This is a genomic window from Halomonas profundus (genome assembly GCF_020865425.1).
GTDB classification, from domain to species: Bacteria; Pseudomonadota; Gammaproteobacteria; order Pseudomonadales; family Halomonadaceae; genus Vreelandella; species Vreelandella titanicae.
Genome location: NZ_CP086344.1, coordinates 3,992,236 through 4,016,820 on the forward strand (window position 1 = coordinate 3,992,236; position 24,585 = coordinate 4,016,820).

Consider the following 24,585-nt stretch of genomic DNA (forward strand, 5'->3'; position numbering starts at 1 on the left):
ATCCTTTTTGAACTACCCCACGCGAGGCAAATCCAAACTATCAAAGAAACCGGATCCAGCAAGGCCTCTCCAGGCCACTAATTGTTGTTTTTTGAGGAACCGCTAGGCCGCCAGAATATATCCACCCTTTAGCGTCGGGATCGGACCGGAAAACCAAATATGGCTGCCAAGAATATGCCCTAAAAGGTCTAACCCCCGTATTCAAGGAATTAGACGCAACTGCTGCGCACCCGAATTTCCTAAAGTCACAGGTAAGCTTACTGTGACGTGGAGATACACATGCTTGCAAAATACCTGTCAGCTGCGGACCTGGCCTCTCGGTTTGGTGTTTCAAAGGCGACCATTTGGCGTTGGAAACGTGAAGGTCAGATCCCCTCACCAATCTATCTGGGTGCTCGCTGTACGCGGTGGCGCGAAGAAGATATCCAGACTTACGAAAGAGGGTTAATCGCCGACGCGGCGCTCGGCTAGGCATAACGGCGACCGAGAAAATATCTGCTGATAAGGGCTGCGCTGGCAGCCCTTTTTTTGTGTGTCACCCCGCCGAGCTCTCTCATGGACAACCTTTTTTGGCTACGCGGTCGGTATACTGAACAGAAGGCACGCATTGCGAGGCGGTCTTATCAGTGTGGGTTAGCAGGAGATATGGCACAACGGTCTAATGTGGGACTATAAACAACAAATAGGGATAACCTGGGATGAAACGGCGAGATTTAGCAAAATAAATTCAATCGGTTACGAGAACATCGCTATTATACAGAGCCAGCAGATCAGGCACCATTTGTGCCAAATACACCACAAAGAAGAAAACGCCGCTTTCTACCCGAAGCGGCGTTTTTTTGCGCAGGAATTGGCACTGCCTTACAACCACCCAGCAGCCCACACGGCGCGCCCTACAATCTCTAGCTCATGCAAACGGTCACGCGGCACTGTCACCTTGTCGTAGGCGCTGTTTGCGCTGATTACGCTCACACCGTCGAAGTTACGCTGCAGCCGCTTAGCGTATAAATGTCCATCCAGCCGCAATATATAGATACCTTCACCTTCAATCGTCGTCCTGGTGTGATCGATCAGCACCGTGTCGCCGCTGTGAAGCACTGGTTCCATCGAGTCCCCATCAATACGGATCGCTGAAAGGTGCTCCGGCGTTAGCCCCTGCTTGCGCAGCGAGTAGCGCGTGAATGAGATATGCGTCAGCACACGGCAGTTCTCGTTCCAGGCGCCCGCACCCGCGCTGCACTGGGCGTCATACAGCGGCACGAATGCGTAGTCTTCCATACCGACAACTTCATCAGGCTTCTGTTTTGCAGCCTGAGTGCCTGTGCCTGTCTCGCCTTTACCTGTTGCCAGCCAGTCCAATGAAACGCCCGCAGCTTCGGCAATAATGACCGCCTTTTCCAGCCCTGGCGCTGAAGCTCCTGATAAATACTTTCTGATCAAACTCTCCGAGAACCCGCACTTTTTGGCGAATCCGTAGGATGACTCGCCTTTTATGGCGATCTTCAAGCGCTCACTGAATCCGTCAAAGTTTGTCATATTAACTTTTGCGCTCTCTCTTAAATTAAAATCACACCGCAAAACTTCTATAACTCATTGATAAACAAGATATAAAAATCAACAAAAACCTTTTGGCTCACTATCGCAACTTTTGCCGATCAAATTTGGCTTGAAAGCAAAACTATTTGGCGATATGTTTATGGGGAAAGACAGGTTAGACACCCCAAAAAACGCCACCGAGGTGACGCCATGAATAACGAAATTCCTATCAATCCTTCCCAGCGCTGGGAGTGGTTGAAATACCAACTCCGCAGCCAGGGTTGCAGCCTGCGCAAACTAAGCGATGAGCTGGGCGTCACCGGCAACGCGGTGCAGTTGGTGAAATACACCCCTTACCCACGCATGGAACGCGCTATCGCCAAAAAGCTTGGGCTAACCCCACAAGTTATTTGGCCAGAGCGCTGGAACCCAAACGGCACACCATGTCGAGAGCGCCCTAATCGAGCAGAAAAGAGCGCATCAATATCAAGTATGCATGATAGCCGCTCTAACGCTAACGCGCATCGTCAAATGGCGCGGGAGGCATAGCCATGAAGCGCGTCAAAGATACCCAAACATTAGACATCTTTGAGGTGCCGGTGCCGGTCGTTCCTGCCCCAGGAAGCGGCAACTATGCCGCTCAAGTCAGCGAGCTAGTGGGTTTGGTGCTAAAGGATTGCCCCGTTGACCGCTACGAAGTAGCTGCACAAATGAGTCGTTTCTCTGGCGATGACGTTTCCAAGCACATGCTAGATGCGTGGTCTAGCCCTGCACGGAGCGACCACAACATCCCTTTCTATCGTATTCCGCTCCTTGAGGAAGTGTGCCAAAGCCACGCCTTTACCGACTGGATCGTTCACTTGCGTGGTGGGCGAGTGGCCTATGGCCGTGAAGCACTTGCCGCCGAGTACGGCAAACGCCAGCAGATGATGGAAAAGCTCAGAAGCGACATGAAAGAGCTGAAGCGCTTGATGGGGGATGACCAATGAACTGGTACACCGCCAAAGACTTAGCGGGCTTGCCCGGCATGCCCCAATCAATCAGTGGCGTTATCCGCAAGGCCACGACCCAAGGCTGGGAAGCACAGAAGCGCATGGGTCGCGGCGGTGGCTACGAATACGCCTTCGCCGTTCTACCCACTGAAACCCAAAACGCACTGCTTTTGGCACAGGCAGATAACGCCGCACCTACACCAGCCAGCACCATAGCGCCGCAGCCAGAAGAGCAGCGCCCAGGCCAGCAGCAGCTAACCGATGCCCAGCGCCAAGTGATGACCGCCCGTGTGGCGTTCGTTCGCGAGATCGAGCGTATGAGCAAGATGGTCAGCCAGCAACGCGCCATCGAGACGTTAGTTGCCCACGCCAAAGAGGACGATCTAACGCTGTACCTGAAAGAACGGGTGGTGTTGGCCAACGACCGCAAGACAGAGACGCGCAACCTAAGCGAACGCACCTTAAAGCGCTGGATCGCTGACTTCCGCAAGCACGGTGAACGTGGCCTAGCACCTAAGCGCCGCCAAGCGGACATGAGCATGCCGCCCTGGGCCGGTGATTTTCTCAAGCGCTACCAGAAGCCGCAGAAGCCGAGCGTTGAAGCTGCCTATCAGTTGCTGGTCGAACAGACCCAGCCACCGCACCCCTCTATACACCAGGTGCGGCGGTGGCTTGCCAAGCTATCACCAGAAGCGCGGGAACGTGGCCGCATGGGCGCCCATGAGCTGAAAGCACTCCAGCCCTTCAAGCGCCGCACCAGTGCTGAGCTATGGCCGAACGATGTGTGGGTCGCGGATGGCCACACCTTTGATGCCGAAGTGATTAACCCGCTGACGGGCCAAGCGTTTAGGCCAGAAGTCACGCTGATCATCGACTGGGCAACGCGCCGGATCGTTGGCTTCGCCCTCAACCTTGCCGAGTCGACCGTGGCCACGCTGGATGCACTGCGCGATGCCGTCAGCCGTGTGGGCATGTTCAACCTGTTTTACGTCGATAACGGCAGCGGCTTTGACAACGCCACTGTTTATGAAGTGGTCGACCGCCTGGGCGGCACCATTACCCACTCGCTGCCTTATAACTCGCAAGCACGCGGCGTCATTGAGCGCGCCCACCAAAGCACCTTGGTAAAGCTGGCTAAAACCATGGACAGCTATATCGGTGCGGATATGGATAAAGAAGCGTCTACCAAGGCGCACAAGTTAAGCCGCCGCGATATTAAAAAGGGGTTAAAGCCCGCGCTAATACCCACGTTTCAGGAGTTCTTTGATTCCTTAAACGAGGCGTTAAACGTCTATAACCATCGCCCGCATAAAGGGCTTTCCAAAGTGCGCGATTTAGACACCGGCAGGCTGCGCAATCAAAGCCCCATGGAAGCTTGGAAAAGTGCCGAGGCCGAAGGCTTTGAAGCGCTGACCGCGCCTTCCGATGTAGTCGCTTCTCTCATGCGCCCGCAGGAAGTGCGCAAAACCAACCGTGGCGAAGTACGCATCAACGGCGGCATCTACTTCCTGGATGCACTGCGCGACATGCACGGCGAAGAGATCCGCGTTGCCTGGGACTACCGCGACACCGGCAGCGTCGGCGTCTACACCCTGGAAGGCGAACACCTGGGCGACGCCATTCTCGACGGCAACGCCACCCCCGCCATGCCGCCAACCATGATCCAGCGCGCTGCCGAGAAACGCGAAAAAGGCCAGCTCAACCGTCTGGCGCAGAAGGCGAAAACCATCACCGGCACCGATGTCGAAATCCGCGCTATTACACCCGCCGCCAGCTATTCAGACGAAAAGCAGGCAGCCGCAGGCCGCGCCTACGCCAAGCAACTGGCGGATCAAGGCACACGCTTTCAGATACCCCAAAACAAGATGGAGCGTTATCGGCTCTGGAAAAAGCTGGATGCCCAACTTCAGCAAGAAGAGGAAGTGCCGGAAGCGGCACGCAACTGGCACGAACGTTACCAGCATCACAACGATTTTCGCGCTATCGCGAAAGTAATGGATGCGGACGGGCTGTCACCCGCCCGCAACCGACGGGCCGTCTAGACCACGGCCCACGACACCCCAACCTTGGATAAGGAAGCACTATGAGCGTCAACACCATTGTACCACTCACTAACGTCGGGCTACTCGCCGCTGCCGTTGAAAGCGCCGCCAACCGCCCGCCAGAACTGCCTGGCTTAGTGGTCATGTATGGCCCCAGCGGCTACGGCAAAAGCCTGGCAGCGGCCTATGCCGCCAACCTGCACCGCGCCTACTACGTCGAGTGCCGTGAAAGCTGGACGAAAAAAGCCTTTGTTGTCGCCGTGCTGCGCGAGATGGGCATTATCCCTATGAAAACGCTCAGCGAGATGGTCGACCAGATCGCTGAGCAGCTCTCACGCTCAGGCCGCCCGCTGATTGTCGATGACGTCCAGTACGTGATCGACAAAGCCGCCGCCAACGTTTTAACGGACATCTATAACGCCAGCCAAGGCACGCTAATTCTGATCGGTGAAGAGCGCGTGCCCGCCAGCATGGCCCGCTTGGAACGCCTGCATAACCGCGTACTGGAATGGGTGCCCGCCCAGGCCGCCAGCCTGGATGACGTGCGCGCCCTTGCTGACAAGAGCTACCCCGATATTAAGATTGACGACGACCTGCTTGAAGCCGTTAACGACCGTGTAAAAGGCTGCCTGCGCCGCGTTGCCGTCAACCTTTACCAGATCCACAGCGAGGCCACCGCCAACGGCTGGACGATGGTCGGCCTGCAGGAATGGGGCGAGCGTGAGATCCACACCGGCCAGCCACCGGCGCGGAGGGGCTAATCATGACAAAGACAGGCATGGCAAAACGTACCCCCCAACTCAACGCCCAGGGACCACGCATCGACCGCCAGGCTATTTGGGAAACCCTACGCGGTATGCACGCCAAGGGGCTTGCCATCACGACGGTTGAAGTCTCGCTACTTATGCCCGATGCGGTCAGACAAGGCCGCGTGCGTGACTACCTAAACGGCCTCGAAAAAGGCGGCTACCTCGCCCGTATTGATGTGCCCCGCAAAAGCGGCGAGCCGGTGCAGTACACCCTTATTAAAGACGTTGGCGTGGAAGCCCCGCGTGTGCGCAAAGACGGCTCCACGCCCACCGGTGGCCTTGGCCGTGAACAGATGTGGCGCACGCTCAAGATCGTCGGCGACTGCACCGCCCGTGAACTGGCCGACGCCGCCACCACGCCCAAGGTAGAGATCGCCGAAACCACCGCCAACGAATACCTGCGCTTTCTGGCGGCTGCCGAGTACGTCGCCATTATTCGCCCAGGGACGCCCGGTGTAATGACCCGTTACCGGCTGGTGTCGAGCCGCTGGACGGGGCCCCGTGCCCCCATGATCCAGCGCACCAAGCAGCTCTACGACCCCAATACCGGCGAAGTGGTGTATTGCCGCGTCACCAAAACCGAAGGGGGTGAGCCATGAGCGCCGTCATTCGTCGTACCCGTACCGTCGACATAACCAACTGGGGCGAAGAACCGCCCCGCTGGATCTTGCTGCTCGCCGATGAAGTGCGCGCCACCAATCGCAAGATGGCTGGTGAGCGTATTGGGGTCTCGCGCACAGCGGTCTCTTTGGCACTGGCCAACCGCTACCCCAGCCCCTCAACCGAGAGCATCGAAAAGAAGGTGCTGCTGGCTCTGGACGGTCTCCAATGCCCCGCGCAGCAACTCACCATCAGCGTTGAGCAGTGCCGCGACTACCGCGCACGCCCAGCGCCCACCCACAACCCCATGGCCATGCGCATGTGGCGTCACTGCCAATCATGCCCGCACAACCCCGACCGCCAGGGAGAAGACCAATGACCCTTAAAGCCACCTGCCCCGAGTGCGGTATGACCGGCGACATGGCCGCGTTCGTGACCCAGGGCGAACACAACCAGGCGCTGGCCGCTGCACTGGAAATGCCCGCTATGTTGAGCAGCCGAATCGTCCGCTACCTCGGCATGTTCCGACCTGCCTCACGGTCGTTAGCCAGCGCCAAAAGCGCCCGCCTGCTGACCGAGCTAAAGGAAGTGATAAACAGCGGCGTGATCGAGCGCAAAGGCGTCACGCGGGAAGCACCGCTGAAGGTGTGGGTCATGGCGCTGGATCAGCTGCTGGAGCGCCCACCCAGCAACCTACCGCTAAGCGGCCATGGGTACCTGTATGAAGTCGTCGCCAACTGTGCCGATCGCCACGCCGGTGAGGTTGAAAAGCAGCGCGAAGAACAGGCGCGCAGTGGTGCCAAACAGCCCGCAAATCGTGCCCCAGCAGCAGCGCTGCGCGAGCGCTCTACCGAAGACGTGTTAGCCGAGCATGCCCGTATGGGCAACCGTAAACCCACGGTGGCCAGCGGCAAAAAAAGCCAGCTTCAAACCGCCAAAGCCGTTGAGCAAGCCAACGCACCTAAGCGCCTATCGGAGCTGCTGAAAGGTGCCGCCAACCAGGGAGACCAGCAATGAGAACCTACAGCGACGCCCACATCGAGCACTACGCCGATCGCTTCATCGCCCTGCGCATGGCGCGCCATGGGGTAAACCTAGCCCAGTACCTGATCAACCCGCATCAGTTTGAGCGCCTAGCGCTGGAGCCAGAGCCACTGCTACCCGCGCAAGAAGCCGCCGTGCTGCGCATTTGGCAGCGCTGGGATACCGGCCTAGCGCCTGTGGCCGAAGGCACCACCGATAGCTGCGAGAACCAAGCCGCAGGCTGGGACTGGCGCGACCTGCTTGATCAGTGGCGTGACGAAGTGGCCCAGTCCGAGCGCGAAGTGTGCCAATTGAGCCAGCGCAATGGTGCCGCTTTTGAGCCGATGCGCCACCACCGACACAACCGTGGAATGAATCGCGGCACCTCCAATTTTGTACGCAAGCAAGCCCGTAAAGGAGCCTGAACATGAACACCCTAGTAACCGACCCACAACAGCCCACTATCCCCGACGGCTACCGGATGGACGCCAAGGGGCGTTTGATCCCAGAAGAAAGCATCAAGCCGATCGACCAAGCCCGCGATGAACTCGCCATTGAGCTGGTCACCAAGGCCATTGATCTGAACCGCCAGCTCCAGCAGTTCAAGGCCGCCGCCTTTGGCGACATCGAAACCTTTGTGCAGCTCTCCGCCGAGCAGTACGGCGTCAACGTGGGTGGCAAGAAAGGCAACGTCACGCTGCTGAGCTTCGATGGCCGCTACAAGATCCAGCGCCAAGTCGCCGATCACATCACCTTCGATGAGCGTTTAGAAGCGGCCAAAGCGCTGATTGATGACTGCTTGAAAGACTGGACAGACGGAGCGCGGAGCGAAGTTAAAACCATTGTTCAGGATGCCTTCCGCACCGATAAGCACGGCAACCTGCGCACCGGTGCTGTATTGGCCTTGCGCCGGTATGACTTCGACGACCCGCGCTGGTTAAAAGCCATGGACGCCATTGCCGACGCCGTTCAAGTAACAGGCTCCAAAAGCTATGTGCGGATCTATGAACGCATTGGCGAAACCGAGCGGTACCAGCCCATCAGCCTAAACATTGCGGAGGTGTAACCCATGCCCAGCAAATGCGCCTATTTCTACCAACTCCAGGAGCGCGGCATCAGTGCCGCGCAGGCCAAGCAGTGGCTAAAGCAGAACCCGCCACCGCGTAAGTGGAAGCACAGCGCCTGGCGTTGGGCGAGCGAGAACATGACCGATGAGGTGACCCAATGAGCACGGTGTTGAATGCCAGTTCAATCAGCGTTAGCCCTGCGATCGGTGGCTTTGTCGGCACCCTGCGCGGCAAGCGTGCAACGGGTACCACCCACCGCGACGCAGCCCTGAACGTAGCGCGCAAGGTGTACGGCCCAAAAGTGAACGTCGTTAACGACTATTTGCGCCACTCCGATGTAGCGGCGGGCATCCACTACCGCTACCACATCACCTACTGCGCTAACCGAGGTGCCCCATGAGCAAGGTCGAGATCAACAGCATGAATGTCGTGGTGGACAAAAAAGCCATTGGCCAAGCCTTCGTCACGCTGGCGGCTCCCATTATGGCCGCAAAAGCACTGGCTGATCGTTATGGCGAGGAAACCGCTAAACAAATGCTGGGCCTAGAGCCAAAAGAAGAACTCGACAAGGCAGGCGAAGTGGTGCTTGGCACCTACAACGGCCTGGTATGTCGCCTTGTGATTGAGCCTGAGAAAGGTAGTTGGATGGGCGGCAGCCTAACCCACGAGCCAATTAAAGGCATCTTCATTCAAAACATGGAAGTGAACGGCAAGAAGCTAAAGGTCGGAGCATAGCGAAACGCCCCCGCGTGGGGCGTCTGCTGGGCGTGGTGGCCTAGCACTGATGAGCAGCCAATGAGGGGAACCATGGATAAATGGAAAGATATCAAAGAGCGCTTATGGCACCTGGGCGGCTCCGTAAAGCTCCTGGCCGATGGCTACGAGCTGTCGCTGGTAAAGGCGCATGACGGCAAGAAGATCTTTGTGGTGGTGTACGTCAACGGCGCTGTGGAAGGCAAGTGGACTGAAACCAAGGATGAAAAGCCAGTGTATCCCGAAGGTCGTTTTTGGCGGCCAATGAAGCGGGCGCCACATCCCAAAAAGATGTATGCAAGTGCAAAGCGGGTGTTGGGCAAGAAAGAAGCCGATCGCATGGTCACGCCTCGGGTCGTTGGCGTAGTACCCACGTTTGGTACCGAAGGCGCGGCGGTGGCTCACCTCAAGCAGCATTTTCCTGATCTTGAGATCAAGGCTGACGGGGTAGCGTCATGATCAGTAAAGGAAAGCTGGCCCAGATCCACATCGCTAAAGCCCAACTGGGCCTAACCGATGAAGACTACCGCGCCATTCTCGCCCGCAAAGCGGGCGTGAGCAGTGCCAAAGAACTCACGAATAAGACCGTGGGGGGCGTGATGCATGAGTTTCGCCGCCTGGGGTTTGAGCCAAAGCCCACCAAAAAAGCAGGCCGGAAGGCACCGCGACCGCCGCGTTCACGCCAAGCGGAAATGAACAAGGTCGAAGCGTTGCTGGCGGAAGCGGGCCGCGCCTGGGCCTACGCTGACAGCATGGCAAAGCACATGTTCAAGGTCGACCGCGTGGACTTTCTCGACGATAACCAACTGCACAAGCTGCTCCAGGCGTTGATCATCGACGCCAAGCGGCAAGGACGGTACCCCGATGACCTCGCCTGACGATAACTTCGATTTAGGGTTTGATGAGATCCCCGCTGATGCACTGGAGCGACTACCCGACCCAGAGCTGGCCCGCCATTGGCCCCAGTCACTGGTCGATATGCTCCAGGTCATCGAAGCCGAATACGTCGATGTGGGCATCGCGCCGCGCATCGCCCAACGCCTGGCGTTTTCTACCCTAAGAATTCTGGCGTATTACCACGGCGGTCAAGTATTCTATCTAGCAAAAGGAGATCAGCTCGACCGCGCACTGCGCGACCACCAGATATGGTGCGAGTTCGACGGCAGCAACCACGCCGAGCTAGCCCGGCGCTACGATAAGGGCGTGATGCAGATCTACAAGATCCTGGCCGAGCAGCGGTCACTGCACCGCAATCGGGTACAGCCGGGGCTGTTTTGACTGTTGTGATAAGAAAGCAAGTAAAGGGGGAACAATATGAAAATGCTAGCAGGGTTAATGGCGTTACTAGCGGTTGGTACTGCTCACGCTTCCGAGGATTGCGCCGATATATCAAATGACCAGCGTCGCTTGGCTTGTTATGACGCAGAGTATCGTCCTGCAACTGAGCGGCAAATCGTCTCAGAGTGGAACGTTAACGAAACAACGTCCCCCATTGACGATAGCAAGACAGTTGTACTCCGCACAGAATCAATTGAGCCTGTTATTGGCCGCTTTGGAAGAAACAGCAGGCCGAGCCTGATTCTGCGTTGTCACGAAAATACGACGGTTATGTACATGAGTTTTGATGAGCACCATATGGCTGATATTCAGGGCTATGGGCGTGTAACGATGCGAGTCGATCAGCAGGATGCAGTGACGCGAGATATGTTGGCTTCTACTGACCACAAGGCACTAGGGTTATGGAATGGCGGCAGATCTATTCCTGCAATACGAAGCCTGTTTGATGCTGATGTTCTTACTGTTCGTGTCACCCCTTACAGCGAATCACCTATTACTGTTCAGTTTCCGATTGGCGGGCTGGAAGAGGCTATTTCGCCGCTGCGTGAAGCGTGCAATTGGTAACGGTCTCACCAGCTACCAATAGTAGAAGGGGAACATCATGAAAGCATTCGCAGGGATTACGATTATCATCACAGCGCTACTGGCCGGTTGCGAATCAGGAGACGTAAAAATAGCTAAAGAAGCCGTTGCCAACCAGCTTCGCGATCCTGAATCAGCGCAGTTCCGCAATATCAGCGAGACGACTAATAATTTGGGTATGGCGACTGTATGCGGTGAGGTAAATGGTAAAAACTCTTACGGAGGTTATGTGGGTTATCAGCGTTTCGTGAGCCAAGCAGATGGGGATACTGTCTACCTCGAAAATGCCTGGAACACATTCGATAGTGTTTGGTCACGACACTGCAGCAAAGCCTAAACTAAATCTCACTGTTCCCCAACAAACCCGCTTCGGCGGGTTGTTTGCTTTCTGGGGCATTTTTCTTTAATCCCCGCTAATCCCGGCGCCTCGCTCTACCCCCCTATCCTGAACCTCACTGCACTGTGCTTTTGCTCACCACGCACGCAATGAGGCTACCTCGTGAACCTACCATCACTTTTCCAGAAGCTGCTCAACAAACTCCACATTGGCCCCAAACTACTCGACAAACTTCGCATTGGCCCCTGGCTGATCCTTGCTCTCATTACCACTGTTGGCGTGGGCTTCTTATACCCGCACCAGTTGGGCGTGCTGCTCTGGTCGCTGACCAAATTATGTTGGGGCGCTTACCTGGGCTACTGGATCGACCGCACGATTTTCCCCTACGCCCGCCCTCACGCATTCGCACCATCTAACGATGATCCAGTAGCTGCTGATACGTCCTACGAAACTGATGATGCCCAAATAATTACCGGCTGCAGACTATTGCCGTTCTGGGAACTGCTTATGCTCCGCCGCGCCATCATTATCGCCGCCGCCATCCTAGCCCTTGGCCTAGGAGTCTGACATGGGCGCCGATACCGTCGCTGAACTGCTGGCAGAAGGTGAGCGCGTGAGGGCTGAGATCGACGCACTCGCCCCTGGCGCCCGCGTGCTGCCCTTATACCTGCGCCTGAAAGATGTGACGGAACGCGCCGAGCAGCTGCTGCAAGAGGAACGGTCATGATGAACGATCTAACAGCCTACCTGCGCGCCAACTGGATATGGATCGCCATGAGCCTGGTGCTAGCAGCACTGCTAGTACTGGAATCCTGCCAGCCCGCACACGCCCAGATCCCCAGCGCCGCGCAAGGCTACCAGCGGGAGCTAACGCGAGTGGTACAGCAGGAATGGGGCATGAATGGCCGCGTAGCCGTGCATGCCGCGCAGATCCACCAGGAGAGCGGCTGGCGGCCTAACGTCAACAGCCCGGTGGGTGCGCAGGGGCTCAGCCAGTTTATGCCCAGCACCAGTAAGTGGATCGCGGAGATCTACCCCGACCTGGGGCGCGCCGCCCCGTATTCCCCTGGCTGGGCCATGCGCGCCCAAGCGCGCTACAACAAATGGCACTGGCAGCGGCTAGCCACAGCGGCTGACGAATGCCAACGGTGGGCCTTCGCGCTTTCCGCATACAACGGCGGGCTGGGCTGGGTACAGCGAGACCAACGTTTAGCGCGTGCCGCCGGGGACAACCCCGGCGTTTGGTTTGGCAGTGTCGAGCGCTATACAGCCCGCGCAGGCTGGGCCCTGCGAGAAAACCGCCACTACGTTAGGCACATTTTGTTAACGCTCACCCCGCGCTATGAGCGTGCTGGGTGGCAAGGGGGTGCGCCATGTTCGAGCGTGTAATCGCCTATTTTTTTGTTGCGGCGTCCATCGGCTTCGCGTGGAAGTCATGGGAGGCAAACGACCTTGCCAACGAACTAGCCCTTGAACGCTCAGCGTTGCAGCAGATGATCGAAAAGCGTGACGACTGGAAACGTGAAGCGACTGAGGCAACCAACCAACTAGACGAAGCTGAGCGCCGCCGACGCCTTGCCGAAGCCGATATTAAAGCGCTTCAAGAAGAGTTGGCCGAGCAGGCCCAGGACTACCAAACACTTCGCCAACGCATCCAACGCTCACCGCCCAGCGATGACGGCCCAGTGGCCCCGGTGCTGCGTTCAACGCTGGAGGCGCTGCCATGACGTTAAGAATCATCGTAACCATCGCCGCCGGTGCCGCACTGGCCGCCTGCGAAAGCATGCCGACACAGCCGCCCCCGCCACCACCAGCGATCAACGTTTACAGATGTGCCACACCAACAGGCATGACCGAGCCAGAAGGCAAGCCGCTGGTGCCGGTGGGCGACTACACCCAAAAAGAGGTCGCGCTGTTCATCACGGCACTCGACCAATGGGGCACACGGGGCTGGCTCAAAGTAGCCCGCGCCCGCGAACACGCCGATAAGTGCGCAGAAAGCGAAAGCGCCGACGACGAAGAAACCGAGTAAGGGGACGTAATGGAAATCATCAACTGGTCAGCCGCCAAGGTGCTGTTTGACGTTATGCAGGCGTTGCTAACAGCTCTGATGGCGGCTTACGTGTACTGGCTGAACAAGCACCGCGCTAGCCAAGCGGCCATAAAGGGCACCAATGATCGTATTGATGGTGTCGAGCGTAAGGTCGTCAACTTGGAGCATAAAGTGGAACGCCTGCCCGATCACGAAGACATCAAAAACCTGCAAGACCAGATGGCCCGTACCAACGTACTGCTGGCAGAGATCAGCGCTAACCAAAAAAGCACGTCGGTACAGGTCAACCGAATCAATGATTATCTGATGAACCAGCCGCGTGGGGGTCACTGATGAGCCAGAGCTACCAAGACTTTGAAACCGAAGGCCGCCGACTCGGCATCCTGCGTATTCTCTCGCGCCGCAGCCAGTTTACGACCAATGAGTACTCGCTAAACGATGAGCTGAAAGGTGCGTATGCCCACCATATCAGCCGTGATCGCTTGCACTCAGACCTGGCGTGGTTGGATGAGCAAGGCCTAGTCATCACCCAGCAGCCCCGCGCCGGTTGGGTTATTACGCTAACAGGCCGTGGCTCCGACTGTGCTCAGGGCCTCGCTAACGTACCAGGCGTCGCTAAACCACGCCCAGGGGTTTGATCATGCCGCCTCGCAATAAGGTCTTTGACCTACCCCAAGAGGTACGCGAGCAGCTAAACGAGCGCCTGGTCAGCAGCGGCTTTCAAGGCTACGAAGCGTTAGCCGGGTGGCTCAGCGAGCGTGGTTATAACGTTTCCAAGTCGAGCGTGCACCGCTATGGACAGGATCTTCAAGAAGAGTTCGAAGAGGCCATGGGCAGCGTGCGCCGAACTACCGAAATGGCTAAAGCCATGGCGGATGCGGTGGAAGACGACGAAGGCAACCTGATCGACGCCACGGCGCGGATCGTTCAAGAGCAGTTGCTACGGGTATCGCTTGAGCTAAGGAAGGCGGAGTCAAACCCGGAAGACATTACTCATAACCTGGGCAAGATATCAAAAGCCCTGTCGAGCTTAGGGCGCGTCTCCATCGCCCAGAAGAAACACGCCAGGGAGATCCGTACCGAAGTGCTTCAAGAAGCGGCCAACCGCGTAGATGCGGCTGCCCAAGCTAAAGGCCTTAGCGCAGAAGATGCTAAGTTCTGGCGCGAGCAAGTGCTGATGGGGATGTAATCAATGACCATGCCAGCACCGCTCCAAGATACTCAACGGGTAGTCGATTGGGATGAGCTACCAGAGCGCGCCCGACAGATCCCTGCCAACTTTAATCCACTCGCTGAAGGTGTGCTTATGTCACATCAAAGCGACTGGATTCGCATGCAGCAAGGGCTAGATATCGCAGTATGTGAGAAAGGCCGACGCACAGGCATTACATTTGCTCAGGCGTTAACCGACACGATAACGGCTGCCTCTGCAAAAGAAGCGGGCGGCGACAATATTTTTTACATAGCCGATACCAGGGAAAAGGGTCTGGAATACATCGGCTATGCGGCTAAATTCGCAATGATCATTGCGCGTGGCCAAGTCACCATGATCGAGCAACACATCTTTGAAGACCAACTGCCCGATGGTGGCAGCCGACAAATACAGGCCTTTCGAGTACGTTTCGCCAGTGGCTTTCGCATCACCGTACTATCTTCACGGCCTGAGAATATCCACGGCTTACAAGGCAAGGTGAGAATCGACGAAGCGGCGCTACACAAAAATGTCTCTCACTTGCTTGAGTCCGCTACGGCGCTACTCATCTGGGGCGGCAGCATCGTCATTTGGTCAACGCATCGGGGTAAACGAAACCCGTTCTATCAGTTGGTGGAAGACGTCCGAGCAGGCCGCTACGGAAAGAACGCCAAGGCTACCCGCATCTCATTCGATGATGCCGTTACCAATGGACTCTATGAGCGTGTCTGCGTTATGCGTGGCATAGAGCCAACGCTAGAAGGAAAGCGAGACTGGTATGAGGCCATTCGCTCAGCCTATGGCCCACGTAAAGCCGCCATGCGCGAAGAGCTGGATGTTATCCCCCGCGATGGTGAAGGGTCGGCAATCCCATCGGTTTGGATTGAGCAGGCCATGCCTGAAGTGCGCCCCGTACTGCGTATCGTCTTTGATGATGACTTCCCAAAACGCAGTGAGCGCGACCGTGAGGCATGGTGCGAGAAGTGGATTGCCGCCAACCTGGCGCCGGTTCTGAGTGACGCTATGCACCGCTTCACCGGACGTTGGGCGATAGGCATGGACTTTGCGCGCCACCGTCACTTCTCGGTTATCAAGCCTGCAAAAGTGAGCCAAGAGCTGAGCCGACACATCCCTTTTGTGATCGAACTAGCCAACGCCCCCACCCGCCAGCAAGAGCAAATACTCTGGTTCATGCTGGACAAGCTTACCAACTGGACGTTTGCAGGCGACGCCACAGGGCCAGGCCAAACACTCATGGAGTACACCGGCGACCGATATGGCCGTGCCGAGCTTAATCCCGACAACGGCTCCTATTCCGGCGGCCCAGTGCATGAAGTTGTACTGTCACGCAAATGGTACGGCGAGTGGATGGGCAAATACATTTCGTTATTTGAAGACGGCTTTATCACCATGCCGAGGGATGCCTCGCTAGAGGATGACCATCGTGCTGTTGAGTATGTTGACGGCATACCGATGGTGCCTCGCATCGAACGTAAAGACCTGAAAGATGCGGATCTAATACGGCATGGCGATGGAGCTATCGCCGGTGCGCTCATGGGGTTTGCAGCAACCAACTCATCGGGCGGCCTTATCGAATTCACCCCCGCGCCCCTGCCTGGCGTTTCTAACCAGGACGACGACAGCGACGACATTGATATGCACGGTTTTGGAATAGGAGGCGGCGCATGGTAAGCCCCACTGCGAAGTATCGGCGCAACCTGGTCAAGGCCAGTGCGCCAGCATTGAAAGAACAGCAAACCAACGACGCCCGCATCGGTCAGCTCAAGCGGGAATTTGCAGAGCACCCGACCAAGGGGCTCACGCCTGCGCGCCTGTATCAGATCCTAGAGGCCGCCGAGCAAGGCGACCTGAAGGCGCAAAGCGAGCTGTTCGATGACATGGAAGAAAAGGATCCACAAATCGGCGCGGATCTGGGCAAGCGCCGCCAACTCGCTGCAGAGCTGGAGTGGCAGATCGTCCCTCCAGACGGTGCCAGCGCTCAGGAAAAGAAAGCCGCCGAGCAAGCGGCGGAAGTGTTCAGCGGCATTGAGGTTGAAGACCTTATTCTTGATCTCGGTACCGGCATCGGGCACGGGTGGGCCAATCTCGAATTAAGCTGGCAACGCGACGGCGCACTGCGCTATATCGAGCAGCCCACGCTGCGCCCGCATAGCTGGTTCCGGCTCCACCCAGACGACCAAAACTGCATCACCCTACGCGACCACACTGCTACAGGTGCCGAGCTATGGCCACTGGGCTGGGTGCAACACCGCCATCGCGCCAAGAGCGGCTACGTCGCCCGCATGGGGTTACACCGCATGTTGGCATGGCCTTACCTGTTCCAGAACTATGCCCTGGGGGATCTCGCCCAGCTGCTTGAAATCTACGGCCTGCCAGCCCGCATCGGTACGTACCCACGAAACGCCACCGAAAAAGAGAAAGCCACGCTGCTGCGTGCTGTGGTCACCCTCGGCCAAAACGCGGCGGGCATCATCCCCGAAGGCATGGGCATTGAGTTCAAGGAAGCCGCTGGCAGGGGAGCGTCTGCGGATCTCTACAAAACAATGATGGACTGGTGCGAGCGTGCCAAGGCGAAAGCGATTCTAGGGGGCACACTCACCAGCGGCACTGGCGAAGGCACAAACACTAACGCCCTCGGCAACGTGCACGAACGCGGGCAAACCAGCTTGATTCGCTCCGACGTGCGTCAGTATGCAGGCAGCATTGGCAAACAAATCCTTTGGCCCATGGCCGCGCTCAACTACGGCATTGATAAGCCCCAGCGAGCGCCGCGATTCTTTTTAGACACCGGCGAAACCGAGGATCTTGAACGGCTCTCGAAGTCATTGCCCACCTTTGTCGATATGGGCGCGAAGATCCCCAGTTGGTGGTTCCACGAGAAAAGCGGCATCCCCAAGGCCCAGGAAGGCGAAGAGGTGCTAATGCCAAAGGCAGCGCCAAGCCCCTTTGGCGCCCTGCGCCTACCCGCATCAAAACCACCGCTAGCCGCACTACGTCAGGCACCCACGCAACCCGGCCAGCCCAGCTACTACCGCGATGCCACCCTCGACCAGCTCGACAACCAAGCGCAGCCTATTGTTGATAGCTGGGTGGCGCAGGTGCAGCAGCTCGCCGAGCAAGCGGAAAGCCTAGAGCAGCTGCAAGAAATGATCGCCACGGCCTTTGATGACCTTGACGAATCGGAGCTTGCCAGCGTGATGGCCATCGCCTTTGAGGCAGCCGATCTGGCAGGCCGCGCAACGGTCGACGAGGAAACCGGCAATGCCGATTAGCGCCCAGTTCAACCGACCGTTCCCCGAGCAGGTCACGTTCTTCCGTAACAAGCTCAACCTGCCCACGACTCGCTCCGGCCAGATCACCCGCGATCAAAACGACGCGGCATTTGTTGTGGCGGGCGCTACCAAGGCGGATTTGTTAGCGGATCTTCGCGGCGCTGTCGACGACGCGATCAGCAACGGCCAAAGCCTTGGCGAGTTCCGTAGCCAGTTTAATGAGATCGTGTCAAAGCGTGGCTGGACAGGCTGGACAGGCGAAGACTCGAGAGCGGGCCGCGCCTGGCGCACCCGATTGATCTACAAAACCAACCTCGATACATCCTACGCCGCTGGGCGCTGGGCCCAGATGACCGACCCCGACGTTGTGCGCCTACGGCCCTATTGGCGGTACGTACACAACACGGTCGAGAACCCACGCCAGCAGCACAAACGCTGGCACAACCTGGTTCTGCGTCACGATCACCCGTGGTGGCAGACTCACTACGCGCCGAACGGCTGGGGCTGTAACTGCGGTGTTGAGACGTTAAACGAGCGGGGCTTAAAGCGCTTGGGCAAAGATGGGCCAGACGCAGCGCCCAACGACGGTACCTATGAGCACGTTGATAACACGACAGGTGAAGTGGTCACAGTGCCAACCGGTATACAGCCGGGCTGGGATTATGCTCCAGGGCAAACCGCCACAGAGCGTGCGATCGCTGCGCGCTTGAACCGGCTGGATAGCGTTGACGCCACCATCGCCCGTGAGAACGTAGCGCAGTTGGTCGAGGCGCCGCTGTTTAATCGTTTCTTTAACGGGGAGATGCGCGGGGAGTATCCGGCGGCCGTGGTGCCAGCGGTCGAGCGTGAAGTGCTCGGCGCTGAATCGCCCGTGGTGCTGCTCTCTCAAGAAAGCCTTACCGCGCACAAGGTCAGCCATCCCGAAGTGGGGCTGGAGGATTATCGGCGCATACAGCAGATATTGGATAGCGGCGAAGTCTACCAGCGCGACGGTGAGCCAGGGCGCATGGTCTATTTAAGTTTGGGGGAAAGGCTGTATCGAGCAGCGTTGAAGCGCACAGCAGATGGTAAGAAGAACTACTTCTTAACGCTGTTTGTGGTCACCGATGAAACGGCGGAGCGGAACGTAAGAGCCAAGATGCAGCGGCTGCGTTAGGCCAGGAAAGGATAAGCGCACAGCTGGTTCGTCATCCCCAGATACCTCATCTGCTTTCGCAGGGTACACCAGACGAATATTGGCCTCATGCGCTTACTAACAGTATAGGAGAGTTTCATGGGTACCATCAACGTTAGTTCTGAGGCCGTCGAGCGCGCCATTACCGAGCTGCTTAACAAAGGCGAAGACCTCACCGCACCGTGGGCGTCGATTGGCGAAGAGATGGTCAACCGCACTCAGCAGCGGTTCCGCGATAAAGAAGCACCAGACGGAACACCTTGGGCCGATAACTCCCCTGTCACAGAGAAGCGTAAAGGCCATGGCCGAGTTTTAGAGGGTGGAAGCAACGAACTGGCCAAACAGTTCAGCTACTCAGCCACTAGCGATAGCGTCGAATGGGGCAGCTTGATGGTCTACGCGCCCATGATGCATTGGGGCGGTACTAAGGCGGAGTTCTCTCATCTATGGGGCGACATACCAGGGCGGGAAATTATCGGGTTATCAGAAGACGACGAAGACGAGGTGTTGGCCATCCTCGCCGACCATTTGAGCCTCTAACTCCAACCGCCAACGCGGTCTTGTAAGCGCCGCTAGGGAGCTACCCGCTATGTCGGCCTGACTTTTTCCGGCAAGGCGCGTTAGACCCGCGTTAGATTTGCGAGAATCTACTTGAAAGAACTTCTAGTGAGCTACATGGTAAGCTTTTGAGCATAACAAAATCGCAAATGAGGATGCCGTGTCTAATTTACTAACTGAGCAAAAATGGGTTGGCGAGTTCTTTTTACCTGGTTCACATGACAGCCGCTTTAGCGGGGAGCTTCAGTACACACCAGAAGAGGGAATTGTACTTTCCTATTTGATTAGCCACGATGCGCATATGGAAAGTTCCGAGGTCTTACATGGCATTCTCTCTTCGGGAGAAAAATGTACTCTTATTGGAAATTTTGATCCTAGCAAGTCTGGTTTATCATTAAACAATGACTTAGCAACTAGGCCTGGTCAGGCATGGTTCCAATTTTTAATACATGGCGCTTTCATACCTACTAAAGGTCAGATCACAAACCTAGATTTCTCTTTGACTAATCTTCAAGATTTTTTTTACCCCAGTTATGCAAAAAACCGTGTCAAATACTCACCTATTCCAGACTATACTTTAAGCACTCATTTTGGGAATATTAAGGTAGGAACAAAGGCCACATTCAATCCATTAACAAACGACATAACCAATCAAATATACAGCCAGAATAAATCAGCATTGCAAGAGCTGCAGGATCAATATTTAAGGATTAGTAAGAAATATAGAGATTCAAGATTTATGCTTAAAAGCGAAATATCCTATAGCATTAATCTTGACTTATTAAGATCATCAACTGCACTTGAAGCTTTTAAAATAATTTTTGAAATTGCAGACTTATTTTCTCTGCTAACTTATAGCCCAGTGTATCCTGAGTACATTCAAATCTTAGATGAGAGCATCACAACTCCACATGGAAAAATCTTTCTTTACCCGAGCATGCTGGCAACTCAAAAAATAATTAAAATTGCAACTCGAGAACAGTCACATCGCAACATGCCAATCAGAAAAAACACTATACCTTTGGATCAAATTATCTCTAACTGGCTTTCTAACCAATATGATTTTTCGATCTTAATATCAAGCATCCAAAATGACTCAGAGATAGTTAATATACACGAAGCTCATGGAGAGACCACACTCTATGCAACTCAGCTAGAGTCGATTGGCTATCTCGCGAACAAAAGCAAATATGATCGATATGAATATCCTATTAAAACGTACGCAAACGATACCATAATCGATGGTTTAAGCAGGATTTTCTCGGTTGGCACAACATCAGACATTGCTATGTCAATTTCAGAACTACGAAATGAAATTGCTCATGTACAGAAACCCAAAGTTCTCCTTAAAAAATTACGACTCAAAGAAATGGTGAGAATCAACCAATACCTCCAGCTCACAATTATAGGTTACATACTCAATCAAATTGGTGTGCCGACTGACGTTATCAGCAACTATCAAGATCATCATGCGCCGCCACATAATTAAAACTCCTAAAATCCTTTAATCCGCGCTAAACGCCGCCCGCCACCCTAGCCCCCGATCATGGGGGCATGACTACACACAGCATTCACACCAAGCCCCGCGTTGCCGTTTGCGCCCTCAGCGTGCAAACCACCAACGACAAAACGCGCCTGATGCCGTCCGGTACGTTCCATGCTCCGCGTGGGGCTGCTGAAGGCACTGGCCCATGGCACCTCTCTGCCGAAGCGGCTCAAGCGATTATCCGCTTGGCTGCTGGGCGTAGCACTGATATTGCTCTCGACTACGAACACCAAACTCTTTATGCCGAGAAGAACGGCAAACCCGCGCCCGCTTCCGGCTGGCTAGACCCGCGCTCCCTTGAATGGCGGGAAGACGGCCTGTACGGCTCCATCACTTGGACTGCCGCCGCAAGCGCCGCGATTGATGCCAACGAATACCGCTACCTCTCCCCCGTTTTTCCGTATGACGCCAATGGTGTGCCACTCGACTTATTGCACCTGGCGTTAACCAACACCCCAGCCATCGACGAAGGTGCAGCGCAGCTTGCGGCTGCGCGTATGTCGGTAACGAATGACACCCCCGAGGAGACTGACACCGTGGATCGTGAACAACTAATTGCCGCTCTGGGCTTGGCTAAAGAAGCCACCGACGAACAGATCACCACCGCGATTGCTGCGCTAAAAGCCGCTAAAGCCGATGCCGATGCGTTCCGCACTGAACTAGGTGCCAACGCCGACGCGAAGCCAGCGGAAGCCGTCGCAGCCCTTAAAGCATCCAGCGGCAGCGCCCCGGCGGACATGAGCCAGTACGTGCCTAAAGAGGTTTATGAAGAAACCACTCAACAACTGGCCGCACTGAAAGCCAACAGCAATACCGCTGAGCTGGACGCCCTCATCAAGGAAGGTTTGGACGATGGGCGTATCCCCGGCCAAAAAACGGCGGATTGGCTACGCAAACAAGGCATTGCTGCCTGTAAAGCGCATTTAGACGGCGCGCCCAGCATCGCCGCACTGAGAACCACTCAGACCCAAGGCAAGCCGCCTGAAAACACCCAAGCGAAAGACGGCGAGCTAAACGAGGCAGAGCTGGCGGTGTGCAAGGCGATGGGCCTAACGGCAGAGCAATACCGCGCCGCTAACCCAGCCTAATCCGCAGAACTAAATAAACACGCAAGAGGATAACACCGTGGCACTTACCAAAAATCGTAATACGCCGCAGCGCCTTAACACCAGCCGGAGCCACGCGCTTGCCGCCGGTGCGGTGGTGTTTGCCGGTGGCATCGTCGCCATGGCTGCCAGTGGCTTTGTGGCAGCTGGCTCAACCGCTACCGGCTTAGTCGCCGTCGGCGTGGCCACGCACTACCAGGACAACACCACAGGCGATGCTGGCGATCAGCATGTAGACGTGAGGATCGGTTGTTTTGCCTTTGATAACTCTCTCGATGCCGACGAAATCACCGCCGCTGATGTTGGCAAGCCTTGCTACCTGGTGGACGACCACACCGTCGCCAAAACCGATGGCGAGGCGGCTCGCTCCCTCGCTGGAATCATCGACGGCGTAGACGACTTTGGTGTGTGGGTTGTGATCGACCCCACCTCCGGCGTCTACCTATAACGCCCCATTAACGGCCCGCTTGGCCCAAGAGGATAGCAACCATGGATTTAAATAACGCCAACCTGAAAGCGCTGTTCAAGGCCTACAAGGCCAACTTCCAGCAGGGCTTCAACTCTGTCGGCGACGCGGGCAGCGTGCATGAACAGTTCTGCACCATCGTGACCAGCACCACCGCCGTGGAAGTGTACCCATGGCTGAAAGCCTTGCCGCGCATGCGTGAATGGCTCGGCGACCGTGTTATTCACGGCCTGGAAGGTGCGGACTTCTCTATCAAGAACCGCAAGTTCGAGCTAACCGCGGGCGTTCCCCGCGATAGTATCGAGGACGACACCTACGGTCTCTATGCCCCGGTGTATCAGGAGTTTGGCCGCTCCAGCCGCGAGCACCCCAACGAAATCGCTGTTGAGGTGTTAGCCGCTAATCCCATCTGCTACGACGGCAAGCGCCTGTTTGCCAATGACCACCCGGTGTTGGACGCCAAGAACAAGGAAGTCGGCGTTTCCAACGACATGGGCGGCAATGGCGCTGCTTGGTATGTAATGGATCTCACCCGCGCCATCAAGCCAATGGTCTTCCAGAAGCGCCGTGACTATGACTTCCGCGCCCTGACCAACCTCGATGACTCCCAAGTCTTTATGACCGACAACTTCCTCATGGGCGTGGATGCCCGTGTGAATGCCGGTGCAGGTCTGTGGCAATTGGTCGTTCGCTCTAACCAACCCTTCAACGCAGAAAACTATGAGCTGGCGCGCAAGAAGCTCCAGGAGCTGAAAGGCGACCATGGCCGCCCATTGGCGTTGCGCCACAGCCACACGATGGTACCCAGCAACATGGAAGGCCCGGCACGCCGTGTACTCAACAACGCCATGAACGATGCAGGCGCTACCAACGAATGGGCCAACACCTCTCAGCTCATCATGAACCCCTGGCTGCCCAGCGCTGCGTAAGCCTAGCTAAAACGGAGAGTTAACCCATGCCGTATTGCACGCAAGCGGATCTCATCGAGCGCTTCGGTGAAAACGAGCTGCTCGCACTCGCACGCGATGAAACCGGCACGGCCATTGATACCGCTGTTGTTGAGCGTGCTTGTGACGACGCCAGCGGTGAGATCGACGGCTACGTGAGCGCTGCGGGCTACACCGTGCCGCTCGCGACGGTCACTCGCATCATCACCGCTTATGCGTGCGATATCGCCCGCTACCGGCTCTATGACGAACAGGCAAGTGAGCAGGTACAGAAGCGCTACGACGATGCGGTGAAGTTCCTTGTTCGTGTTGCCAACGGCACCGTCAAGCTCGGCATCTCGACCGGCTCAGCCGCAAGCAGCGTGGGTAACGTGCAGATGAACTCAGGCCGCCAGGTGTTCACCGGCGGCGGTTTTTAAGGAGATGGCCATGAGTGCCAAACAGACCACTAAAGCAGCGGCTGAGCAAAGTGCTGAGAAGAAGAAAACTCTGGTGCCGCGAAAAAGCGTACACGTGCGAGTGAAGACCAAAGCGACGGGTGCGAAGCGCAGTCTTTGCGGAGTGATTTTCACCAATGAGTGGAAGCCACTGTTCCTTGACAACAAAGGCAGCGCATACAAAGCCATTGATGCCGACCCCGCCTTGGTGATGGAGACCGCACCTGAGCCGGTAAAAGAACCCGAGCCAGAAGCGACTGAAACACCAATAGGCAAAGAGGCCAAGTAATGCTGCTCAGGCTCACTCAGTGGCAAGAGCGCCTAAACACTTTGGAAACGATTCCCAAGGTGCAGTTGGCGGCGAACGTGGAGGCCGTTCAGAACCACACCCACTTCCCGAGCATGATGCTCGTGCTAGGGCGTGAGACCGTCAGCCATGGCGCAATGAGTAACCAGTCACGCCACAAAGTAAAAACCGAAGTGCTATTGGTGACGGGCATTACCCGCCGTAACCAGCCCTTAGGGCCTGTGGCGAATGCCAGTGACGATGAGCTATCAGCACTGCGTGAGCCAGCGCTAAAACGCCTTATCAATTGGCTGCCGGAAGGCTGCGACATTCCCGTGAAATGGCAACGTGGCCAGCTGCTGGCCCTAAAAAGTAACGCCCTGTTTTGGGCCGATGTGTTCACCGTCGAAGTGTGGTGGCCACTTGCTGAGGAGAATTCCCCGTGACT

38 protein-coding genes and 1 other RNA gene are annotated in these 24,585 nt (G+C 56.4%); 38 read left to right on the forward strand and 1 reads right to left on the reverse strand.

Translation table 11 applies throughout. The features are described from left to right. The first annotated feature begins 279 nt into the window (after positions 1–279). Positions 280–471 carry a helix-turn-helix transcriptional regulator gene (locus LMS44_RS18215; protein WP_425336966.1) on the forward strand — a complete coding sequence of 64 codons (192 nt, stop codon included), beginning with the start codon at positions 280–282 and terminating at the stop codon, positions 469–471. A 390-nt stretch (positions 472–861) separates the two neighbouring features. Here LMS44_RS18215 and LMS44_RS18220 read toward each other — a convergent pair whose 3' ends face one another. Continuing rightward, positions 862–1,536 (reverse strand): LexA family transcriptional regulator, encoded by a 675-nt coding sequence (locus LMS44_RS18220; RefSeq protein ID WP_278369862.1) that lies wholly within the window; start codon positions 1,534–1,536, stop codon positions 862–864. 210 nt (positions 1,537–1,746) lie between these two features. Here LMS44_RS18220 and LMS44_RS18225 point away from each other — a divergent pair, with 210 nt between their 5' ends. The 37 genes from LMS44_RS18225 to LMS44_RS18405 all read left to right on the forward strand — a co-directional run bounded on the left by LMS44_RS18225 (position 1,747) and on the right by LMS44_RS18405 (position 24,583). Further along, entirely contained in the window at positions 1,747–2,085 is a 339-nt protein-coding gene (locus tag LMS44_RS18225; RefSeq protein WP_278369861.1) for a helix-turn-helix domain-containing protein, read from the forward strand. A 2-nt stretch (positions 2,086–2,087) separates the two neighbouring features. Continuing rightward, positions 2,088–2,525 carry a hypothetical protein gene (locus LMS44_RS18230; protein ID WP_498945954.1) on the forward strand — a complete coding sequence of 146 codons (438 nt, stop codon included), beginning with the start codon at positions 2,088–2,090 and terminating at the stop codon, positions 2,523–2,525. After that, entirely contained in the window at positions 2,522–4,570 is a 2,049-nt protein-coding gene (locus tag LMS44_RS18235; protein ID WP_498945956.1) for a transposase, read from the forward strand. The genes LMS44_RS18230 and LMS44_RS18235 overlap by 4 nt, the downstream gene beginning before the upstream one ends. Before the next feature lie 41 nt (positions 4,571–4,611). Next, a complete protein-coding gene (locus LMS44_RS18240) occupies positions 4,612–5,331 on the forward strand; it encodes a TniB family NTP-binding protein (RefSeq protein ID WP_498945958.1) in 720 nt (239 codons plus the stop codon). 2 nt (positions 5,332–5,333) lie between these two features. Continuing rightward, a complete protein-coding gene (locus LMS44_RS18245; protein ID WP_089691671.1) occupies positions 5,334–5,978 on the forward strand; it encodes a hypothetical protein in 645 nt (214 codons plus the stop codon). Continuing rightward, positions 5,975–6,358 carry a hypothetical protein gene (locus LMS44_RS18250; RefSeq protein ID WP_498945960.1) on the forward strand — a complete coding sequence of 128 codons (384 nt, stop codon included), beginning with the start codon at positions 5,975–5,977 and terminating at the stop codon, positions 6,356–6,358. Before LMS44_RS18245 ends, LMS44_RS18250 begins: the two co-directional genes overlap by 4 nt. Further along, a complete protein-coding gene (locus LMS44_RS18255; protein ID WP_498945962.1) occupies positions 6,355–6,996 on the forward strand; it encodes an HI_1489 N-terminal domain-containing protein in 642 nt (213 codons plus the stop codon). The genes LMS44_RS18250 and LMS44_RS18255 overlap by 4 nt, the downstream gene beginning before the upstream one ends. Beyond that, entirely contained in the window at positions 6,993–7,427 is a 435-nt protein-coding gene (locus LMS44_RS18260) for a hypothetical protein (protein ID WP_498945964.1), read from the forward strand. Before LMS44_RS18255 ends, LMS44_RS18260 begins: the two co-directional genes overlap by 4 nt. 2 nt (positions 7,428–7,429) lie before the next feature. Then, the gene (locus LMS44_RS18265; RefSeq protein WP_498945966.1) at positions 7,430–8,068 is read left to right on the forward strand and encodes a DUF3164 family protein; all 639 of its coding nucleotides are present in this window, start codon (positions 7,430–7,432) and stop codon (positions 8,066–8,068) included. 3 nt (positions 8,069–8,071) lie between these two features. Further along, positions 8,072–8,230 carry a hypothetical protein gene (locus LMS44_RS18270; protein ID WP_498945968.1) on the forward strand — a complete coding sequence of 53 codons (159 nt, stop codon included), beginning with the start codon at positions 8,072–8,074 and terminating at the stop codon, positions 8,228–8,230. Next, entirely contained in the window at positions 8,227–8,469 is a 243-nt protein-coding gene (locus LMS44_RS18275; RefSeq protein ID WP_498945970.1) for a hypothetical protein, read from the forward strand. Before LMS44_RS18270 ends, LMS44_RS18275 begins: the two co-directional genes overlap by 4 nt. Next, positions 8,466–8,804, forward strand: a complete 339-nt coding sequence (locus LMS44_RS18280; protein ID WP_498945972.1) for a hypothetical protein — start codon at positions 8,466–8,468, stop codon at positions 8,802–8,804. Before LMS44_RS18275 ends, LMS44_RS18280 begins: the two co-directional genes overlap by 4 nt. Beyond that, positions 8,802–8,867, forward strand: an RNA gene (locus LMS44_RS18285) — hammerhead ribozyme type II. The genes LMS44_RS18280 and LMS44_RS18285 overlap by 3 nt, the downstream gene beginning before the upstream one ends. Positions 8,868–8,876: 9 nt before the next feature. Then, the gene (locus LMS44_RS18290) at positions 8,877–9,281 is read left to right on the forward strand and encodes a hypothetical protein (protein WP_498945974.1); all 405 of its coding nucleotides are present in this window, start codon (positions 8,877–8,879) and stop codon (positions 9,279–9,281) included. Further along, a complete protein-coding gene (locus tag LMS44_RS18295; RefSeq protein ID WP_498945976.1) occupies positions 9,278–9,700 on the forward strand; it encodes a gp16 family protein in 423 nt (140 codons plus the stop codon). The genes LMS44_RS18290 and LMS44_RS18295 overlap by 4 nt, the downstream gene beginning before the upstream one ends. Next, positions 9,687–10,100: a Mor transcription activator family protein gene (locus tag LMS44_RS18300; protein WP_498945978.1), complete on the forward strand. Its 414-nt coding sequence runs from the start codon at positions 9,687–9,689 to the stop codon at positions 10,098–10,100. Before LMS44_RS18295 ends, LMS44_RS18300 begins: the two co-directional genes overlap by 14 nt. Positions 10,101–10,136: 36 nt before the next feature. Beyond that, the gene (locus tag LMS44_RS18305; protein ID WP_498945980.1) at positions 10,137–10,724 is read left to right on the forward strand and encodes a type VI secretion system-associated protein TagO; all 588 of its coding nucleotides are present in this window, start codon (positions 10,137–10,139) and stop codon (positions 10,722–10,724) included. 37 nt (positions 10,725–10,761) lie between these two features. After that, positions 10,762–11,079, forward strand: coding sequence for a hypothetical protein (locus LMS44_RS18310; protein ID WP_498945982.1), 318 nt, complete (start codon positions 10,762–10,764; stop codon positions 11,077–11,079). 162 nt (positions 11,080–11,241) lie between these two features. Continuing rightward, complete coding sequence (locus tag LMS44_RS18315) at positions 11,242–11,646, forward strand: putative holin (RefSeq protein WP_498945984.1); 405 nt, start codon at positions 11,242–11,244, stop codon at positions 11,644–11,646. 1 nt (position 11,647) lies between these two features. Further along, positions 11,648–11,806 (forward strand): hypothetical protein, encoded by a 159-nt coding sequence (locus LMS44_RS18320; RefSeq protein WP_498945986.1) that lies wholly within the window; start codon positions 11,648–11,650, stop codon positions 11,804–11,806. Further along, positions 11,803–12,468 carry a transglycosylase SLT domain-containing protein gene (locus LMS44_RS18325; RefSeq protein ID WP_498945988.1) on the forward strand — a complete coding sequence of 222 codons (666 nt, stop codon included), beginning with the start codon at positions 11,803–11,805 and terminating at the stop codon, positions 12,466–12,468. Before LMS44_RS18320 ends, LMS44_RS18325 begins: the two co-directional genes overlap by 4 nt. Further along, positions 12,453–12,806, forward strand: a complete 354-nt coding sequence (locus tag LMS44_RS18330; protein ID WP_498945990.1) for a hypothetical protein — start codon at positions 12,453–12,455, stop codon at positions 12,804–12,806. The genes LMS44_RS18325 and LMS44_RS18330 overlap by 16 nt, the downstream gene beginning before the upstream one ends. Next, on the forward strand, positions 12,803–13,111 hold the full coding sequence (locus tag LMS44_RS18335) for a hypothetical protein (RefSeq protein ID WP_498945992.1): 309 nt from the start codon (positions 12,803–12,805) through the stop codon (positions 13,109–13,111). Before LMS44_RS18330 ends, LMS44_RS18335 begins: the two co-directional genes overlap by 4 nt. Positions 13,112–13,120: 9 nt before the next feature. Continuing rightward, complete coding sequence (locus LMS44_RS18340; RefSeq protein WP_089691714.1) at positions 13,121–13,465, forward strand: DUF2730 family protein; 345 nt, start codon at positions 13,121–13,123, stop codon at positions 13,463–13,465. Further along, positions 13,465–13,770 carry a VpaChn25_0724 family phage protein gene (locus LMS44_RS18345; RefSeq protein ID WP_089691717.1) on the forward strand — a complete coding sequence of 102 codons (306 nt, stop codon included), beginning with the start codon at positions 13,465–13,467 and terminating at the stop codon, positions 13,768–13,770. Before LMS44_RS18340 ends, LMS44_RS18345 begins: the two co-directional genes overlap by 1 nt. Positions 13,771–13,772: 2 nt before the next feature. Further along, on the forward strand, positions 13,773–14,321 hold the full coding sequence (locus tag LMS44_RS18350) for a DUF3486 family protein (protein ID WP_498945994.1): 549 nt from the start codon (positions 13,773–13,775) through the stop codon (positions 14,319–14,321). Positions 14,322–14,324: 3 nt separating this feature from the next. Then, positions 14,325–16,016 (forward strand): hypothetical protein, encoded by a 1,692-nt coding sequence (locus LMS44_RS18355; RefSeq protein ID WP_498945996.1) that lies wholly within the window; start codon positions 14,325–14,327, stop codon positions 16,014–16,016. After that, complete coding sequence (locus LMS44_RS18360) at positions 16,010–17,617, forward strand: DUF935 domain-containing protein (protein ID WP_498945998.1); 1,608 nt, start codon at positions 16,010–16,012, stop codon at positions 17,615–17,617. Before LMS44_RS18355 ends, LMS44_RS18360 begins: the two co-directional genes overlap by 7 nt. Next, entirely contained in the window at positions 17,607–18,773 is a 1,167-nt protein-coding gene (locus LMS44_RS18365; RefSeq protein WP_498945999.1) for a phage head morphogenesis protein, read from the forward strand. Before LMS44_RS18360 ends, LMS44_RS18365 begins: the two co-directional genes overlap by 11 nt. A gap of 117 nt (positions 18,774–18,890) precedes the next feature. Beyond that, positions 18,891–19,331: a phage virion morphogenesis protein gene (locus tag LMS44_RS18370; protein WP_498946001.1), complete on the forward strand. Its 441-nt coding sequence runs from the start codon at positions 18,891–18,893 to the stop codon at positions 19,329–19,331. Positions 19,332–19,509: 178 nt separating this feature from the next. Next, positions 19,510–20,838: an ApeA N-terminal domain 1-containing protein gene (locus LMS44_RS18375; RefSeq protein WP_498946003.1), complete on the forward strand. Its 1,329-nt coding sequence runs from the start codon at positions 19,510–19,512 to the stop codon at positions 20,836–20,838. Between the two features lie 65 nt (positions 20,839–20,903). Next, the gene (locus tag LMS44_RS18380; protein WP_498946005.1) at positions 20,904–21,983 is read left to right on the forward strand and encodes a phage protease; all 1,080 of its coding nucleotides are present in this window, start codon (positions 20,904–20,906) and stop codon (positions 21,981–21,983) included. Between the two features lie 37 nt (positions 21,984–22,020). Continuing rightward, positions 22,021–22,449: a hypothetical protein gene (locus LMS44_RS18385; RefSeq protein ID WP_176316309.1), complete on the forward strand. Its 429-nt coding sequence runs from the start codon at positions 22,021–22,023 to the stop codon at positions 22,447–22,449. 41 nt (positions 22,450–22,490) lie between these two features. Further along, a complete protein-coding gene (locus LMS44_RS18390) occupies positions 22,491–23,396 on the forward strand; it encodes a Mu-like prophage major head subunit gpT family protein (protein ID WP_498946008.1) in 906 nt (301 codons plus the stop codon). A gap of 26 nt (positions 23,397–23,422) precedes the next feature. Continuing rightward, positions 23,423–23,833 carry a gp436 family protein gene (locus LMS44_RS18395; protein ID WP_498946010.1) on the forward strand — a complete coding sequence of 137 codons (411 nt, stop codon included), beginning with the start codon at positions 23,423–23,425 and terminating at the stop codon, positions 23,831–23,833. 10 nt (positions 23,834–23,843) lie between these two features. Then, positions 23,844–24,140 carry a hypothetical protein gene (locus tag LMS44_RS18400; protein ID WP_498946011.1) on the forward strand — a complete coding sequence of 99 codons (297 nt, stop codon included), beginning with the start codon at positions 23,844–23,846 and terminating at the stop codon, positions 24,138–24,140. Further along, positions 24,140–24,583, forward strand: coding sequence for a phage tail terminator protein (locus tag LMS44_RS18405; RefSeq protein ID WP_498946013.1), 444 nt, complete (start codon positions 24,140–24,142; stop codon positions 24,581–24,583). Before LMS44_RS18400 ends, LMS44_RS18405 begins: the two co-directional genes overlap by 1 nt. The last annotated feature ends 2 nt before the right edge of the window (positions 24,584–24,585 follow it).

Bases quoted from the DNA above. Each gene is read 5' to 3' on its own strand.
- LMS44_RS18350 (WP_498945994.1), top strand. From the start codon at position 13,773: ATGCCGCCTCGCAATAAGGTCTTTGACCTACCCCAAGAGGTACGCGAG.
- LMS44_RS18225 (WP_278369861.1), top strand. From the start codon at position 1,747: ATGAATAACGAAATTCCTATCAATCCTTCCCAGCGCTGGGAGTGGTTG.
- LMS44_RS18275 (WP_498945970.1), top strand. From the start codon at position 8,227: ATGAGCACGGTGTTGAATGCCAGTTCAATCAGCGTTAGCCCTGCGATC.
- LMS44_RS18325 (WP_498945988.1), top strand. From the start codon at position 11,803: ATGATGAACGATCTAACAGCCTACCTGCGCGCCAACTGGATATGGATC.
- LMS44_RS18345 (WP_089691717.1), top strand. From the start codon at position 13,465: ATGAGCCAGAGCTACCAAGACTTTGAAACCGAAGGCCGCCGACTCGGC.
- LMS44_RS18330 (WP_498945990.1), top strand. From the start codon at position 12,453: ATGTTCGAGCGTGTAATCGCCTATTTTTTTGTTGCGGCGTCCATCGGC.
- LMS44_RS18320 (WP_498945986.1), top strand. From the start codon at position 11,648: ATGGGCGCCGATACCGTCGCTGAACTGCTGGCAGAAGGTGAGCGCGTG.
- LMS44_RS18335 (WP_498945992.1), top strand. From the start codon at position 12,803: ATGACGTTAAGAATCATCGTAACCATCGCCGCCGGTGCCGCACTGGCC.
- LMS44_RS18220 (WP_278369862.1), bottom strand. From the start codon at position 1,536: ATGACAAACTTTGACGGATTCAGTGAGCGCTTGAAGATCGCCATAAAA.
- LMS44_RS18215 (WP_425336966.1), top strand. From the start codon at position 280: ATGCTTGCAAAATACCTGTCAGCTGCGGACCTGGCCTCTCGGTTTGGT.
- LMS44_RS18370 (WP_498946001.1), top strand. From the start codon at position 18,891: ATGGGTACCATCAACGTTAGTTCTGAGGCCGTCGAGCGCGCCATTACC.
- LMS44_RS18245 (WP_089691671.1), top strand. From the start codon at position 5,334: ATGACAAAGACAGGCATGGCAAAACGTACCCCCCAACTCAACGCCCAG.
- LMS44_RS18305 (WP_498945980.1), top strand. From the start codon at position 10,137: ATGAAAATGCTAGCAGGGTTAATGGCGTTACTAGCGGTTGGTACTGCT.
- LMS44_RS18400 (WP_498946011.1), top strand. From the start codon at position 23,844: ATGAGTGCCAAACAGACCACTAAAGCAGCGGCTGAGCAAAGTGCTGAG.
- LMS44_RS18250 (WP_498945960.1), top strand. From the start codon at position 5,975: ATGAGCGCCGTCATTCGTCGTACCCGTACCGTCGACATAACCAACTGG.
- LMS44_RS18340 (WP_089691714.1), top strand. From the start codon at position 13,121: ATGGAAATCATCAACTGGTCAGCCGCCAAGGTGCTGTTTGACGTTATG.
- LMS44_RS18270 (WP_498945968.1), top strand. From the start codon at position 8,072: ATGCCCAGCAAATGCGCCTATTTCTACCAACTCCAGGAGCGCGGCATC.
- LMS44_RS18280 (WP_498945972.1), top strand. From the start codon at position 8,466: ATGAGCAAGGTCGAGATCAACAGCATGAATGTCGTGGTGGACAAAAAA.
- LMS44_RS18290 (WP_498945974.1), top strand. From the start codon at position 8,877: ATGGATAAATGGAAAGATATCAAAGAGCGCTTATGGCACCTGGGCGGC.
- LMS44_RS18310 (WP_498945982.1), top strand. From the start codon at position 10,762: ATGAAAGCATTCGCAGGGATTACGATTATCATCACAGCGCTACTGGCC.
- LMS44_RS18295 (WP_498945976.1), top strand. From the start codon at position 9,278: ATGATCAGTAAAGGAAAGCTGGCCCAGATCCACATCGCTAAAGCCCAA.
- LMS44_RS18360 (WP_498945998.1), top strand. From the start codon at position 16,010: ATGGTAAGCCCCACTGCGAAGTATCGGCGCAACCTGGTCAAGGCCAGT.
- LMS44_RS18255 (WP_498945962.1), top strand. From the start codon at position 6,355: ATGACCCTTAAAGCCACCTGCCCCGAGTGCGGTATGACCGGCGACATG.
- LMS44_RS18240 (WP_498945958.1), top strand. From the start codon at position 4,612: ATGAGCGTCAACACCATTGTACCACTCACTAACGTCGGGCTACTCGCC.
- LMS44_RS18390 (WP_498946008.1), top strand. From the start codon at position 22,491: ATGGATTTAAATAACGCCAACCTGAAAGCGCTGTTCAAGGCCTACAAG.
- LMS44_RS18230 (WP_498945954.1), top strand. From the start codon at position 2,088: ATGAAGCGCGTCAAAGATACCCAAACATTAGACATCTTTGAGGTGCCG.
- LMS44_RS18380 (WP_498946005.1), top strand. From the start codon at position 20,904: ATGACTACACACAGCATTCACACCAAGCCCCGCGTTGCCGTTTGCGCC.
- LMS44_RS18365 (WP_498945999.1), top strand. From the start codon at position 17,607: ATGCCGATTAGCGCCCAGTTCAACCGACCGTTCCCCGAGCAGGTCACG.
- LMS44_RS18235 (WP_498945956.1), top strand. From the start codon at position 2,522: ATGAACTGGTACACCGCCAAAGACTTAGCGGGCTTGCCCGGCATGCCC.
- LMS44_RS18260 (WP_498945964.1), top strand. From the start codon at position 6,993: ATGAGAACCTACAGCGACGCCCACATCGAGCACTACGCCGATCGCTTC.
- LMS44_RS18395 (WP_498946010.1), top strand. From the start codon at position 23,423: ATGCCGTATTGCACGCAAGCGGATCTCATCGAGCGCTTCGGTGAAAAC.
- LMS44_RS18405 (WP_498946013.1), top strand. From the start codon at position 24,140: ATGCTGCTCAGGCTCACTCAGTGGCAAGAGCGCCTAAACACTTTGGAA.
- LMS44_RS18300 (WP_498945978.1), top strand. From the start codon at position 9,687: ATGACCTCGCCTGACGATAACTTCGATTTAGGGTTTGATGAGATCCCC.
- LMS44_RS18265 (WP_498945966.1), top strand. From the start codon at position 7,430: ATGAACACCCTAGTAACCGACCCACAACAGCCCACTATCCCCGACGGC.
- LMS44_RS18355 (WP_498945996.1), top strand. From the start codon at position 14,325: ATGACCATGCCAGCACCGCTCCAAGATACTCAACGGGTAGTCGATTGG.